A 15,376-nucleotide genomic window follows, 5' to 3' on the forward strand; every position below is an offset into this window, starting at 1 on the left:
GGGGGTAAGGACTGGGCTTTTTTTGGCTTGGGTAGACGGATGGCCATAATGAGCAACTTAATCTAGAGGTTTAAGCTGTTTTTTCAGCATAATGTTTTTAGCATAAGTAATCGAACAAATTTTATAATATATTGGTTAGAATATCTTGAAATGGCGACATAAATTTGACATTTTTTGTAACATTGATTTAGTGACTTTGATTTAATGGTTTGGCTTGATCGCAAATTTGTTGCATAAATAATTTATTGAATCAATAAATAGCTTTTAACCCCGATAACACAACGCTGTAATTATCATTGAGTATTGATATGGATATTTCCCAACTTACCTATTTTGTGGTAGTGGCAAAAGCCGGCAGTTTTAGCCAAGCTGCCAAAACCTTGGCTATATCACAGCCATCATTAAGCCGACATGTCCAGCAACTTGAAAGCGAGCTGGGTGTCGAACTGCTGGATCGCTATCACCGCCCAATGACCTTAACTGCAGCAGGGCATTTTTTTTTGGCACAGATTGAGCCAATATTGTTACAACTTGAGCAAGCCCGTGAGTTGACTCAGCGCTTTGCCCAGCCGCATCGAACCAATCATCTCACCATTGGATTTGTCGCCTCAGTGCTATATGGTCTGTTGCCTGAGATTATTTCTACAGTCAAACAGCGACATCCCAATTTGGATATCAAGCTGGTCGAAATCAATTCGGAGCAGCAAATGTCAGCGCTAAAGTCGGGGGACATCGATGTAGGGTTTGGAAGATTTCGGCACAGTGACAACTTTGTGCAACAGATATTTTTACGTCATGAACGCTTTGTGGTGGCACTGCCAATGGCGCACCCCTTGGCATCACGCCCGGATGATATCGGCATCGCATTTAAAGAGTTGCTAGAAGATACGCTTATTTTGTATCATCGCACGCCCTTGCCAATCCTGCAAAATCCGCTATTCAATGGCGAAACTGATCAACTCATGTATTTGTTTGCCCGCCACCAATTGTCACCTCATTTGACCACCAAAGTGCGCGATATCCAAATCGCTTTGGGCTTGGTGGCGGCAGGTGAAGGCATCACCTTGGTGCCTGATAGTTTAAAAACCGTCCGTACCGAGCAAATTCATTATCATCGTCTACGTCACGAAGATGCGACAACCCCGATTTTTATGAATATCTTGGCACACCAATCCAATCCGTATATTGATGATTTACTGCAGGCGACTTACCAAGTGTATGAAGCTAAGGGCATTACCTACTCTAATCAATCGTTGAATTGAATACATTTATATTAAAGGCGCTTATATTTAAGCCTCTAATAAAATTTTATTTGCTTAGGCTAAATTGGCGTTCTTGGTTGACACGGTTGATGAATTGTTGGGTAAATGCCTGATAATTCACGTCCGCAAAATCTGCTAGCCGCAACATGGTCATGCCGGCATAGCCACAAGGGTTGATCATTTGAAACGGGGTCAAATCATTTTGTACATTGATGGCGATACCATGATAACTAAAGCCGTGTTTTATCTTAAATCCCAGTGACGCAATTTTACCAAGTTCTAAATCGTCTTGGTTATATACATACACCCCTGGCGCATCCGCACGCGCTTTGGTATAAAAATCTGGCGGCAAATAAGGCGTGATGACATCAATGATGATGTTTTCAGCTTTGCTGACCAAATCGCGCACGCCCCACCCCAACGCATTTAAATCAAATAAAAAATATACCACCAACTGCCCATGACCATGCCAAGTGACTTGACCGCCACGATCGGTGTGGATGATGGGGGTATTATCTCTTTGCAAAATATGTTCAGGTTTACCCGCTTGACCCAGTGTAAACACATTATCATGATCTACAATCCATAACTCATCAGCGCTAAGCTGCGTCTGCTCGCTGTTGGCAGATTTTTTTTGCTCGATACGCGATAACACGCGCGCTAGCATCGCCGCATGGGTGGATTCATATTGAGCGTTTTGCAAATATTTAATTTCTAATGGTAACATCGCATTTCCTTGCAGTAGCTTTTTGCGTTTGTGTGACAAACCGCTTATTTGTCGTTTATAGCAGTAAGATTGACTTTGTCCAGTTGTAAAAGAGATTTTTCTAGCACTGGCTGATAATCAGTTATATCACGCTGCGCGACTGAGCCAAAATTTGTTAATTGACTGGTTAATTGACTGACTGGCATCAGCATCACAGGGTTGGCGTTGCCGCTTTTTGCAAAACCGATGGCTAAACTTGCGTTATCGCCGCCCAAATAAAAATCTTTGATGGTAAGTTGATCGTCAGTCGCTTTACGGGTTTTCTCATTGGGCAAACTAGTTGCAAAATCCAGCGTTAAATCCTGCTTTTCTTGCGTGACCAAGCTGAGCTCGTCATAGCCTCTATCCGCAAGATAAAGCGTATCTTTGCCACCGCCCACATTGATGATGGTATCATGACCAAATCCTTTGGTGAAATAATATACATCATTGCCCGTGCCACCCACTAGCACATCATCACCAGCATTGCCGATGAGTACATCATCATCAGCACCGCCTAGCAGCCTATCTTGACCGCTATTACCCACTAGCACATCGTCCCCCTGACTACCCCATAATAAATCCCCCACGCCCTGCTGTCCAAGTATAGAACCGTCAATATGGTGATTGATGATGACGTCATTAGCTAAGGTGCCAAAATGCTGGTTAGCTTTATTGGCAAGGGATTTGGCTTCATAACTGTTCCAATCCAGTGGCTTGCCAAATGCTTGCTGATAATCTTGCGATATACGCGAAATAGCAAAACGGTTATTCAAGAACACCAAGGTATTGTATTCATCATACGTATAAAGTGGCGCGTGAAGCTGCCCACTGGGCAACATGCTCTGATTGAGCACTGCCAATTGGGTTATTTTATCGTTTTCACTGATTGCTTGGCGCATGATTTCATCGACTTCAGTAAACACATCTTTATCTTGCGGTTTTGCCGCGTTATCGAGCCACAAGGGTTTGACAAACCGTTGATACCCCAATTCTTTTGCCACCAAAAACTCATAATAAGTTGCCTCACCCTCCGCTTTGGCGCGTGCCATGCCATAGGCTTGTGGCGTATCAAATTGATACAAATTGTTTTTATCACGATTAATTTGTTGGTATTGACCGGTTGCGTGCCCTAGCTCATGGGCGATGTTCAAAAAATTTTTGTAACTTTTAGCAATATGAATGGTATTGCCGTAGGCTTTTGCGCCGGCACCAACGGTGGTATCTTGCTCATCAATGAGTAAGTTACCTTGAAATCGATTGAGCAAATTGACCAAGGTAGGCGATTTTTCGATATCTTGGACATTAAACCCCGACTGAACCAAATAGACATTGTTGGGATTGTTCAGATCTAACGCAGGCATGACCTTCCTTTACGTAAGTGGCTTTTTAGGTAGTTTTTTAACTGCTTTTTTTAAGCGGATTTTCTAACAAGTAATACTTGATGACAGCAGAAAGTGAGTTTTACAGCGGTAATGATTCATGCACAGTTATTGCACAGACCCTATCGTCGGATAAAGGTATAGTAAGCAATATAAATTTTAAAAAACGTCAGCAAGCTTAATCAAATTTTCAGCCGGCTGTTAACGCGCTATTATAACGCAATTAATGACTTAAAATGCCCTAAACACGGGGCATTTAACCGCTAGATTAATAATGCCTATCAAAATGGAAAAATTATGAAAATTGAAAACTCGTATGCCACGCTCGATCCAAGACTGTATCATAAACAACCCCCTAAACCGCTCACCAACCCGCAAGCAGGGCATTTTAACCCGCAAGTCGCCAACCAAATTGGTTGGGCTGATGATGAGTTTTTAAAGCAGCATTGGGTCAAAATCTTGGGCGGTGACATCGTTCCCGACGGCTTTGAACCGTTAGCCATGGCGTATGCTGGACACCAATTTGGGCAATGGGCAGGGCAATTAGGCGATGGTCGTGGTCTATTACTCGCTCAGGTAATCGATAAAGACGGACAATTGACCGATTTACATCTGAAAGGGGCAGGATTAACCCCTTACTCGCGAATGGGGGATGGTCGTGCGGTGATTCGAAGCGTAGTGCGAGAGTATTTGGCGGGTCATGCGCTTAATTGCTTGGGCATTCGGTCTAGCAACGCACTGGGCTTTGTGGTTTCAGATACCCCTGTCAACCGTGAGACACGCGAACGCGGCGCGGCGCTACTACGTACCGCAGATTGTCACATTCGCTTCGGGCATTTTGAATGGGTGGCAAATTATGCGCCTGATTTATTGCTGTATTTTACCCGTTATGTCATCAAAACCTATTTTAACCCGTGTTTTGACAGTGACACGCCCATTCAAGATTTTTTGAGACAGGTCGTTGATAAAACTGCCAAAACCCTGGCGGATTGGCAACTGATTGGCTTTGCCCATGGGGTGATGAATACCGACAATTTATCTATCACAGGTGCGACCATCGATTTTGGTCCTTATGGCTTTATGGAGCGCTTTAATCCGATTTGGATCAATAACCATTCTGATTACAACGGGCGTTATGTTTATCAAAACCAGCCTTCCATTGGACTTTGGAATTTGTCACGTCTGATTACCTTATTTTTACGCCTTAATGGCGAAAAACTGACCGCCAATCATCCGCCAGAAACCTTGTCGCGCGAGCATTTGACCGACATTTTAGACAGTTTTGGTGAGATTTTTTATCAGTATTATCAGCAAGGTCTCTGCCAAAAATTTGGCTTAGCCATCAGTGAAGAAAACTGTGACTTTGCTTTGCAGTACTTGGAGATCATGCAGCAAAACAAACTCGACTTTACCAATAGCTTGCGAGCGCTAGTAGCAATCGTTGCTGACGCCAAACCTAATGATAAATTAAACCTATTACATGAATTTAATTTACTTAATCAGTTGAAAATTTCAATTAGCAGCGGTAACGGTCAAGCCAATGCCACCTTAGCGGATTGGATTGCTACCTACCATACCAAATTACAGCAGGATTCTTTGCCGTTGGTAATGAGCCACAATCCCGTGTATGTCCTAAGAAACAGCATGGCACAGCAAGCCATTGAATTGGCTGAACAAAATGACATGAGCGAGGTAAATAGACTGTATCAGCTACTGGCTAATCCTTACCAAGTTAGTGCATTAGCCAAGCCAAGTGACACCGAGCCACCGTTGGCAGATGCGCCTGAAATATGCGTTAGCTGCTCATCTTGAGATGATAGCCAAGGTCGGTAGCGCGATTTTTACCTAACTAGTTTTATTTTTTGCCGGTACTCAACTAGTCATCAATCTGTCAATAGTGCTAGAATAGCGAACACTACGATTCGAAAACGACTGTCGCAACGAAGGATATTATGGATAAATTATCGCCGACCAACAATGGCTTATCAGACAAAGAATTATTTGAACAAGCCGCCTTGCATTACCATGCCAATCCACGCCCAGGTAAAATTTCTGTTACCCCCATCAAGGCACTTGCCAACCAACGGGATTTGGCACTTGCCTATTCGCCTGGCGTTGCCATACCTTGTCTAGAAATTGAAAAAGACCCCAAAAAAGCCGCGCTTTATACCGCTCGTAGCAACTTAGTCGGCGTGGTGACCAATGGTACCGCTGTTCTAGGACTGGGTAATATCGGTCCTTTGGCATCAAAACCTGTGATGGAAGGTAAAGGCGTGCTGTTCAAAAAATTTGCCGGCATTGATGTGTTTGATATTGAAGTGGCACAAAACGATCCGGATAAATTCATCGAAGCGATTGCCTCTTTAGAACCTACCTTCGGCGGTATCAATCTTGAAGATATCAAAGCACCTGAGTGTTTTTATATCGAAAAAGAACTGCGTAAACGCATGAATATCCCTGTGTTCCATGATGACCAACATGGCACCGCGATTATTGCGTCTGCGGCGTTATTAAACGCGCTACAAATTACCGGCAAAAAAATCGAAGATATTAAAATTGTGGTCTCTGGTGCAGGTGCCGCAGCAATTTCTTGTTTAGATTTGATTTGTGCGTTGGGCGCAAAAAAAGAACACATCTTTGTAGGCGATTCAAAAGGCATCATCACCAGCAACCGAGCAAACCTCGATGAGTCAAAACAGCGTTATGCCCGCGATACCGAAGCCAAAACCTTATCGGATGTGATTGAAGGCGCGGATATGTTCTTAGGTCTATCTGCCGCTGGTATGCTGACCCAAGATATGGTAAAACGCATGGCGCAAGATCCCATTATCTTTGCCCTAGCCAATCCAAACCCAGAAATTCTACCTGAAGATGCCAAAGCGGTGCGTCCCGATGCGATTATCGCCACAGGTCGCTCTGACTATCCAAACCAAGTAAACAACGCACTGTGTTTTCCGTATATTTTCCGTGGGGCGCTTGACGTGGGTGCCACAACCGTCAACGAAGAAATGAAAATTGCCTGCGTGCGAGCTATTGCTGCCATGGCACATGTGGAAGCCACGCCACAAAAAGGTCAAAAAACGGTGGATGAAACCAAACGTTTTGGTCGTGAATACTTAATCCCGGGGCCGTTAGAGCCAAATTTGATTTTGGAGATTGCACCAGCGGTTGCCAAAGCTGCGATGGATTCTGGCGTTGCTACGCTACCCATAGAAAACATGCGTGCTTATCGCGATAAACTCTCAGAGTTCGTTTATAACTCTGCCTTCTTGATGAAACCTATTTTCACCCGTGCCAAACAAGAACCAAAACGTATCGTTTATTGTGAAGGTGAGGATGAAAACGTATTACGGGCAGTGCAAGTGGTGGTAGATGAAGGCTTGGCAAAACCTATCTTGGTCGGTCGTCCCACCATTATTGCCAACCAAATCCAACGGTTGGGGTTACGCATGGTGGCGGGTGAAAATTATGACCTAGTCAACATCGAAAGCGACCCACGTTACAAAGACTACTGGCAGTTTTATTATGAGATGAACAAACGCAATGGTGTGACAGTTGAGTTGGCGCGTCGTGATGTTCGCCGTAAAACTTCTTTGATTGGCGCGCTAATGGTTGAACGGGGCGATGCTGACGGTATGATTTGTGGTACTTTTGGTTCATATCACTTGCACTTAAACTACGTGCAAAACGTGATCAAAAAACAAGCAGATGCTAAAGATTTTTATGCGTTAAATGCCTTGTTGATTCAAGGTCGTAACTTGTTCATCGCTGACACTTATGTGCATGAAGACCCAAGCGCTGAACAACTAGCAGAAATGACAGTATTAGCAGCGCAAGAAGTCCGCCGCTTTGGTCTTGAACCGCGTGTGGCATTGTTATCACATTCAAACTTTGGTTCATCTGACTTTGAAAGCGCCAAAAAAATGCGTCAAGTCTATGATTTACTGACTGATATGAATGTTGATTTTGAGTTTGATGGCGAAATGCATGGTGATACCGCGCTTGATGACCGTATCCGCCATGCCTCATTCCCATTTAGTAAGCTTACGGGTTCAGCCAACCTACTCATCATGCCAGACTTAGATGCGGCTAACATCGCATTTAACTTATTAAAAACGGCGACCAATAGTGTTACTGTCGGTCCATTGTTATTGGGAGCGCAACGACCTGTGCATATCTTGACATCTTCTGCGACAGCACGTCGTATCGTCAACATGACTGCTGTAGCGGTAACGCAAGCGCAAGAATTGGCAAAATAATTTTGTGTTGATTGATAAAACCAGTTTAGTGCTCTAAACTGGTTTTTTTATGGGTTTAATTTAGTTAAAACATCGGGGTAATCATGCAAGTTTATTTGGTCGGTGGTGCGGTACGCGATTATGTATTAGCACGCGAGGTCACTGAACACGATTATGTGGTGGTCGGCGCAACGCCTGAGCAGATGCTGGAACTGGGATTTTCGCAAGTAGGTGCCGATTTTCCGGTTTTTTTACATCCAAAGACCCATGACGAATATGCACTGGCTCGCACAGAACGTAAAAGCGGTAACGGCTATCTTGGTTTTCACGTACACGCTGACGCTGCTGTCACCTTAGAAGAGGATTTAGTCAGGCGCGATCTCACCATCAATGCCATGGCCATAGAAGTCAACGGCTTGTTTGACAGTGGTTTTAAACGGGGCAAATTTGATGCGCGCGATATCATCGACCCGTATGGTGGCTTAGCAGATATTAACCAAAAAAAATTACGTCATGTGTCTGCCGCTTTTGCAGAAGATCCGGTACGCGTATTGCGCCTTGCCCGTTTTGCCAGTCGTTATGCGCCACTTGGATTTACGGTTGATGAATCAACCACGAAACTTACCAGCCAAATGAAAGCCGCAGGTGAACTGAGTCATCTTGTCGCTGAGCGGGTATGGTCAGAGACGTCAAAAGCGTTAACGCAGGCTTGGTCGGATATTTATTTTGACACGCTTTATCAGCTCAATGTCCTCGATGTCATTATGCCAAAACTGCATCAAGCATCGATTGATAATCCTAAGCAATGGCAATTGATGTTATCTAGCCTGCGAATGGCGGGAGCGCAACAAGCGGACAACGTCATGAAGTTTGCTTTGGTGGCAACCTGCTTTAAGTCTGATCAGCAACATAACAGCCGAACCAGCGAGTATTTAGAATTTTGCCAAGGTTTAAAGGTACCAAAAAATGCTGAGCGCTTGGGGTTATTTATTGTTGAGCATTTTGATAAATTAAAAAATTTCGATCACTTAAATGCACACCCATTATTTGAACTGTTAAGATTAACTAATAGCCTTAAAGATACCTCACTTTTAGAGCAAGCCTTACGAATCGTTCATCTTTATCAACTGGCCAAACAAACCGCGCTGTTAGCCACCATCAAAACACAATTAACGCAAATTTCTGCCAAAGATGTGGCAAGCGAGCTGACGGGCAAACAGATCGGTGAAGCCATTGATAGGTTAAGGTTGCAAAAACTTGAGGAAATTTTAAATCACCCACGATAAAGGAAGCATCATGACAACGACAGCAATAGCAAAGACCCAACTAACCCATGTGTTAGTATTAAACGGTCCCAATCTCAATTTGCTTGGCAAGCGAGAACCAGAAATCTACGGATTTCAAACCCTACAACATATTGAAGATGATATAAGACAATTAGCCAGCAAGCATCAAGTCAAACTCACCTGTTTTCAAACAAATCAAGAATCTGCCCTCATTGATAAAATCCATCATCACGGTTTATTGACCACAAATCCTCACGAGCTGATTGACGCGATTATCATCAATCCCGCTGCCTTTACTCACACATCGGTAGCAATTCGCGATGCCCTACTCGCCGTCAATAAACCTTTTATAGAAGTTCATCTTTCCAATATTCACACCCGTGAGCCATTTCGACAGCATTCTTATTTTAGTGACAAAGCTGAAGCCGTCATCTGTGGTATGGGCGCTTTTGGCTATACTGCAGCGTTTAATTATCTGGTTCAAAAATATCAGTAGCAATACAATTTAGCCTAAAATCAATAGCAACATGGCAGCAAATTTTAAGTGTACAAACGTACACAAATATACCCTGCTATATCTATTTATTTTAGAAAAATCTTGTTACAATACGGCAATCTATGAATTAGTAGTCTATAAAGCGTATAATTTTAAGGTAGTTAGGATATGGATATAAGTAAAATCAAACAACTTATTGACTTAATGGAAGAGCGAACGTTAGCAGAATTAACCGTACAAGATGGCGATAAAAAAGTCTCTATTTCACGCCATTTACCCCAAGCGAATGTTCAACCCGTCACAGCAACTACAGCCACCACGACAACCGCTAACGCTGCCCCTGTAAAATCTGGCATGGTAGAAACATCACCGATGGTTGGGGTGTATTATGTTGCACCGAGTCCTAATGATGCGCCATTTATCAAGGTGGGTCAACAGATACAAGCAGGCGATAGTTTAGGCATTATTGAAGCCATGAAAATCATGAACCCGCTTGAAGCAACCCAAAGCGGTATCATTGCAGAAATCTTGGTACAAAACGGCGATGTGGTGCAATTTGGTCAACCGATTGTCCGTTACGAGTCTTAATTTTTAACTTTTTTGTGTCTTTGAAGTTTGATTATCGATAAAAATTAGGGATAGCAATGATAAAAAAATTACTGATCGCCAATCGTGGTGAAATTGCACTTCGCATTGTTCGCGCTTGTAAGCAGCTTGGCATTCAAACGGTGGGCGTCTACTCAACTGCAGATGACAACTTGATGCACCTTCGATTCGTTGACGAATCCATCTGTATTGGCAAGCCCAATGCCAGTCAAAGCTATCTCAATATCGATACTATCTTAACAGCCGCAGAAATCTCTGGCGCTGATGCTATTCACCCAGGTTATGGGTTTTTATCTGAAAATGCTGAATTTGCCGAACGTGTGGAAGAGGCAGGGCTAACCTTTGTAGGTCCTGCGCCTGAGCACATTCGCTTAATGGGTAACAAAATATCCGCTATCAACGCCATGAAAAAAGCCGGTGTGCCTACCGTCCCTGGCTCAGTGGGTAGCGTCACTCTGGCTAACGCTGAAGAACAAGCTAAAGCCATTGGTTTTCCTCTGTTAATCAAAGCGGCAGCGGGTGGTGGTGGTCGTGGTATGCGCGTGGTTGAACGCCTTGAGCAGTTATTGTCTCAAGTGCAAGCCGCCAAACAAGAAGCCGAATTGTGGTTTGGAGATGATAGCGTCTATATGGAGCGCTTTTTAAAAAACCCACGCCATGTCGAAGTGCAAGTTTTAGGTGATGGCGAAGGCAATGCCATTCATTTATTTGATCGTGATTGCTCGCTACAACGTCGTCACCAAAAAGTGCTTGAAGAAGCCCCTGCCCCAGAGATTCCTGATGACATTAAAGAACCCATTTTGCAAGCTTGCGTCCGTGCTTGTGAGCAAATTAACTATCGCGGTGCAGGGACGTTTGAATTTTTATATGAAGATGAGCAATTTTTCTTTATTGAGATGAATACCCGCGTACAGGTTGAGCACCCTGTCACTGAGATGATTACCGGCATTGATGTAGTGGTTGAACAACTCAAAATCGCATCTGGCTATGGGTTATCGTATCGTCAAAACGAAATCGAAATTCGCGGTCATGCCATCGAGTGCCGTATCAATGCCGAAGACCCTGTGACTTTCATGCCGTCACCCGGCACGGTGACCCACTTCTTTATGCCAAATGGTAGCGGTGTACGTTTTGACTCGCACCTTTATCCCAACTATGCCATCCCTACCTTTTACGACTCATTGATTGGCAAATTAATCTGTCATGGTCAAACTCGTGAACAAGCGATTGCGAAGCTTCGCCATGCCCTTGACGAGCTGATTATCACCGGCATCAAAACCAATGTGCCATTGCATCGCGATGTGATTTTGCAAGACAAGGCATTTTGTACACAAGCGCAAAACATTCATTATCTCGAAAAAAACTTATTATCCCAGCCAGAGACGGCAAAAACCGAAACAGAATAAAGTTAATGGTTAAAAAAAGAGGGTCATTTGATCCTCTTTTTTTTATGCAATTTTAATTCATCGCCAAATTTTTAAGAGATGCTTTCAGCAGATTTTGGATGGTTAACGGTGAATCAATGGCAGATTTTGCCAGTTTTATCGCAGCTTGGGCTTCTTTATCGCGATAACCTAATGCAATCAACCCCGCTTCGACTTCGGCAATAATAATGCCTTCATTACCGCTATCGGTCGCTAGTGGCAATGAAGGGGCAAAACCTGATGTATCACCTAAGTGTTTGATTTTGTCTTTTAATTCAACAATCAGTCGCTGGGCGGTTTTTTTGCCAACCCCTGGGATACGCGTCAATGCCAGCTCATCATTGTTCATCACAAACTGGTGCAACTCCTGCACCGTTACGGTTGACATCATCGCCAAGGCCATCTTTGCCCCCACCCCATTGACTTTAAGCAACAGCCTAAACACTTCCCGATCGCTATGGCTTAAAAACCCAAATAACAACTGAGCATCCTCGCGTACCAAAAAATGCGTCCACAAGGTGACGGACTGATTTAATTGTACTTGGCAAAATGCATTGAGCGGCATCTCAATTTCATAGCCAACGCCCGCTGTGGTCATCACCACTACCGTAGGTGCCATTAGATGATGCACTTGCCCTTGAATTAATCCTATCATTGATGACTCACTACAAATAATTTAATCCAATAAAAAAGTGGGCAACCTCAGTCAACCCACTTGAATGTCATGCTTTTTAGTCATTTGCTAAAACTTTAGTTCTAGTGTTTAGTTATAGAAACTAACCATTTTTTCTAGACTAATTGGGCGAATTTTATCCGCATTACCCGCCGTACCAAATGCAGTATAGCGATCGATACAAACTGCTTTCATGGCATCGATAGTCTTGGCAAAATATTTGCGTGGGTCAAATTCTGCTGGGTTTTCAGCGAGGAATTTGCGAATCGCACCCGTTGATGCCAGACGTAAATCGGTGTCGATATTAACTTTACGTACACCATGTTTGATGGCTTCTACAATTTGCTCAACTGGCACACCATAAGTCTCACCGATATTGCCGCCATTTTCATTAATCACTTTGAGCCATTCTTGTGGCACACTTGAAGAGCCGTGCATCACAAGGTGAGTATTAGGAATACGCGCATGAATTTCTTTGATACGTGCAATCGATAAGATATCATCGGTAGGTGGTCGGGTAAATTTATACGCCCCGTGGCTAGTGCCGACTGCAATCGCTAGTGCGTCGACGTGGGTATCGTTAACAAATTGCTCAGCTTCATCCGCACTGGTTAATAGCTGTGAGTGGTCAAGTTTACCTTCTGCCCCTACGCCATCTTCTTCACCAGCCATACCCGTTTCAAGACTACCTAAAACGCCAATTTCACCTTCTACTGATACGCCACAAGCGTGAGAGAGTTTTACCACTTCACGCGTCACTGCCACATTATAATCATAGTCTGCAGGGGTTTTACCATCACTCTTTAATGAGCCATCCATCATCACCGATGAAAAACCCAATTGGATTGAACGCTGGCAAACCGCTGGACTGGTACCATGGTCTTGGTGCATAACCACGGGAATATGTGGCCACTCTTCAATGGCAGACAAAATAAGATGGCGTAAAAATGGGGCACCTGCGTATTTGCGTGCGCCTGCCGATGCTTGCACAATCACAGGTGAGTTGGTTTCATCGGCTGCCATCATAATGGCACGCATTTGCTCTAAGTTATTGACGTTAAATGCAGGAACACCATAGTTGTTTTCTGCTGCATGGTCTAAAAGCTGACGCAAAGAAATCAAAGCCATATTACTTTCTCTTAGTAAAGTTAATAATCAATTGAAAATTTTAGAAAAATTGGGTTTTGCCATGTTGGACAAGGCTTGAGTATAACAGAAGTGCACTACAATTTAAATTCAAAAAAATAACTTTGAAATGATTGATATTATGAAAAAATAGTTAACTCAATAAAATAAAAAGCCCCAAAATGATTTTGGGGCTTTTTTAGGCTGAATGCTAAATTTAGTATTTTTGTTTTTCTGGCACGGTTGTTTGAATATCAGTATTGCTATTTGCTGCATCGTTTTTAACCGCTTCTGCACCTTGTGCTACATTGGCTGCACCAGTCGCTACAGCAGAGGCTACGTTTTCGGTAGCTTGGGCGGCACCATTGGCAACAGCTTCAGTCGCGTTGATTGCTGCGCCTTGGGCAACCGCGGCACCCGTGGTAGCAGCACTGGCAACTGCGTCACCTGCATTTGCTGTTGCACTGGCGGCACTGGCGGTCGCGTCTTTAATGTCTTGACCCGCTGCGCTCGCTGCAGCTTCAGGCTGACCGTTAGCTGCGGCTTCTTCCGTTTTTTTACTACATGCCGTGATTGATAAAGTGGCTAATAAAGTTGCCAATACTAAATTACGTTTTAACATATTCATTCCTTAAACGCCAAACATATGGGTATACATACTTGCATAATATCTTATCGACAATATATTTTTGGTGCAATTAATTACAATGTTTACCATACAAATATTAACTTAACATTACATTAATTCAGCGATGATAAATTTAAATCGCTGAATTAATGATAATGATTATTAGCATTTAGGCACGTTGGCTCAGTGCGTGCACGGCAGGTAGCGTTTTGCCTTCCACAAATTCTAAGAATGCCCCACCCCCGGTTGATGTGTAGCTTACTTTATCGGCGACCTTGTATTTGTCAATCGCAGCGAGCGTATCACCACCGCCTGCAATGCTAAAGCCTGCACTTGCTGCGACTGCTTCACTAACGATTTTGGTACCTTCCCCAAATTTATCAACTTCAAATACGCCTACAGGACCATTCCATAAGATAGTTTTGGCATTTTTAATCGCATCGGCAAGTTTCGCCGCACTGCTTGCACTAATGTCTAGAATCATTTCATCATCAGCAATGGTATTGACCAATTTGGTTACGGCATCGGCAGATTCTAGCGAGCCCAAAAAATCATCAAAATCAATCTGTGATTTTTTGGCGACGACCACTTCGTCAGGTAGTAATACATGGGTTTCTTGCATAATACTTTTGGCCGTTTCCACCATGTCCGCTTCATATAGGGATGCACCGACATTGGCACCTTTGGCTGCCAAGAATGTATTGGCAATACCACCGCCTACAATGATTTGGTCACAGATTTTTGCCAATGATTTAAGCACATCCAATTTGGTAGAAACTTTCGAGCCACCAACAATCGCAAGCATGGGCTTGGCTGGATTGTCTAAAGCTTTGGCTAATGCATCAAGTTCTGCCGCCAATAATGGGCCTGCACAAGCAATTTTTGCTTTGGCGATAACGCCTTCCGTTGACGCTTCAGCACGGTGAGCAGTACCGAAAGCATCCATCACAAATACATCACATAAAGCGGCATAGCGTTCAGATAAAGCGGCATCGTTTTTCTTTTCACCCGCATTAAAACGTACGTTTTCCAGTAGCACAACTTCACCTGGGGCTACTGTCACATTATTTTGGGCATAATCGGTCACTAATTTGACAGGTTTGCCAAGGGCATCGCCCAAATAATCTGCGACTGGCTGCAATGAATATTTGGCTTCAGGGTTTGAGGGGTCTGGGCGACCTAGATGCGAACACACGATAACCGCTGCGCCTTTATCTAAAGCCAACTGAATAGTAGGCAAGCTTGCTTTTAAGCGGGCATCATTGGCAATTTTGCCATCTTTTAACGGTACATTTAAATCTTCGCGAATCAAAACTGTTTTGCCAGAAACATCAATATCGTTTAAACGAGCAAATTGCATGGATTAACCTCTAAGTTAACAACAGGATGGTGACCCGTAGGGGTTGATAAAACGTCGTCACATGACAACAAAAATTGAATAAAAAAATAAGCGTAGATTAGGTTGTGTTGAACATTTAATATACAAAAGGACATAATGAGGAAATTTTGAT

13 protein-coding genes are annotated in these 15,376 nt (G+C 43.5%); 7 read left to right on the forward strand and 6 right to left on the reverse strand.

Going from position 1 to position 15,376, the window contains the following annotated elements; genetic code table 11:
* Window positions 1–308 precede the first annotated feature (308 nt).
* On the forward strand, window positions 309–1,262 hold the full coding sequence (locus RTR63_RS09305; protein WP_312523883.1) for a LysR family transcriptional regulator: 954 nt from the start codon (window positions 309–311) through the stop codon (window positions 1,260–1,262).
* A 46-nt stretch (window positions 1,263–1,308) separates the two neighbouring features.
* Here the strand turns inward: RTR63_RS09305 and lipB are convergent, their stop codons facing one another.
* Both lipB and RTR63_RS09315 read right to left on the reverse strand, forming a co-directional pair.
* Entirely contained in the window at window positions 1,309–1,989 is a 681-nt protein-coding gene (lipB, locus tag RTR63_RS09310) for a lipoyl(octanoyl) transferase LipB (protein ID WP_312523884.1), read from the reverse strand.
* A 44-nt stretch (window positions 1,990–2,033) separates the two neighbouring features.
* A complete protein-coding gene (locus RTR63_RS09315; RefSeq protein ID WP_312523885.1) occupies window positions 2,034–3,371 on the reverse strand; it encodes a calcium-binding protein in 1,338 nt (445 codons plus the stop codon).
* Between the two features lie 315 nt (window positions 3,372–3,686).
* Here RTR63_RS09315 and RTR63_RS09320 point away from each other — a divergent pair, with 315 nt between their 5' ends.
* The 6 genes from RTR63_RS09320 to accC all read left to right on the forward strand — a co-directional run bounded on the left by RTR63_RS09320 (window position 3,687) and on the right by accC (window position 11,421).
* Window positions 3,687–5,201: a protein adenylyltransferase SelO gene (locus RTR63_RS09320; RefSeq protein WP_312523887.1), complete on the forward strand. Its 1,515-nt coding sequence runs from the start codon at window positions 3,687–3,689 to the stop codon at window positions 5,199–5,201.
* Between the two features lie 140 nt (window positions 5,202–5,341).
* Window positions 5,342–7,648: an NADP-dependent malic enzyme gene (locus RTR63_RS09325; protein WP_219331213.1), complete on the forward strand. Its 2,307-nt coding sequence runs from the start codon at window positions 5,342–5,344 to the stop codon at window positions 7,646–7,648.
* Between the two features lie 83 nt (window positions 7,649–7,731).
* Window positions 7,732–8,913 carry a tRNA nucleotidyltransferase/poly(A) polymerase-related protein gene (locus tag RTR63_RS09330; protein WP_312523890.1) on the forward strand — a complete coding sequence of 394 codons (1,182 nt, stop codon included), beginning with the start codon at window positions 7,732–7,734 and terminating at the stop codon, window positions 8,911–8,913.
* Window positions 8,914–8,923: 10 nt separating this feature from the next.
* Window positions 8,924–9,409, forward strand: a complete 486-nt coding sequence (aroQ, locus tag RTR63_RS09335; protein ID WP_312523892.1) for a type II 3-dehydroquinate dehydratase — start codon at window positions 8,924–8,926, stop codon at window positions 9,407–9,409.
* Between the two features lie 168 nt (window positions 9,410–9,577).
* Window positions 9,578–9,997 carry an acetyl-CoA carboxylase biotin carboxyl carrier protein gene (locus RTR63_RS09340; RefSeq protein WP_100269924.1) on the forward strand — a complete coding sequence of 140 codons (420 nt, stop codon included), beginning with the start codon at window positions 9,578–9,580 and terminating at the stop codon, window positions 9,995–9,997.
* Between the two features lie 56 nt (window positions 9,998–10,053).
* Window positions 10,054–11,421: an acetyl-CoA carboxylase biotin carboxylase subunit gene (accC, locus tag RTR63_RS09345; protein WP_312523893.1), complete on the forward strand. Its 1,368-nt coding sequence runs from the start codon at window positions 10,054–10,056 to the stop codon at window positions 11,419–11,421.
* A 52-nt stretch (window positions 11,422–11,473) separates the two neighbouring features.
* Here the strand turns inward: accC and ruvA are convergent, their stop codons facing one another.
* The 4 genes from ruvA to RTR63_RS09365 form a co-directional block, all read right to left on the reverse strand.
* Window positions 11,474–12,094: a Holliday junction branch migration protein RuvA gene (gene ruvA, locus RTR63_RS09350; protein ID WP_062330386.1), complete on the reverse strand. Its 621-nt coding sequence runs from the start codon at window positions 12,092–12,094 to the stop codon at window positions 11,474–11,476.
* 108 nt (window positions 12,095–12,202) lie between these two features.
* Window positions 12,203–13,240 carry a class II fructose-bisphosphate aldolase gene (fba, locus tag RTR63_RS09355; protein ID WP_095355483.1) on the reverse strand — a complete coding sequence of 346 codons (1,038 nt, stop codon included), beginning with the start codon at window positions 13,238–13,240 and terminating at the stop codon, window positions 12,203–12,205.
* Between the two features lie 214 nt (window positions 13,241–13,454).
* On the reverse strand, window positions 13,455–13,859 hold the full coding sequence (locus RTR63_RS09360) for a hypothetical protein (protein ID WP_007116727.1): 405 nt from the start codon (window positions 13,857–13,859) through the stop codon (window positions 13,455–13,457).
* Between the two features lie 175 nt (window positions 13,860–14,034).
* The gene (locus tag RTR63_RS09365) at window positions 14,035–15,225 is read right to left on the reverse strand and encodes a phosphoglycerate kinase (RefSeq protein ID WP_312523895.1); all 1,191 of its coding nucleotides are present in this window, start codon (window positions 15,223–15,225) and stop codon (window positions 14,035–14,037) included.
* Between the last annotated feature and the right edge of the window lie 151 nt (window positions 15,226–15,376).

Source organism: Moraxella sp. CTOTU47724, from assembly GCF_032014955.1.
Classification (GTDB): Bacteria; Pseudomonadota; Gammaproteobacteria; order Pseudomonadales; family Moraxellaceae; genus Faucicola; species Faucicola tetraodonis.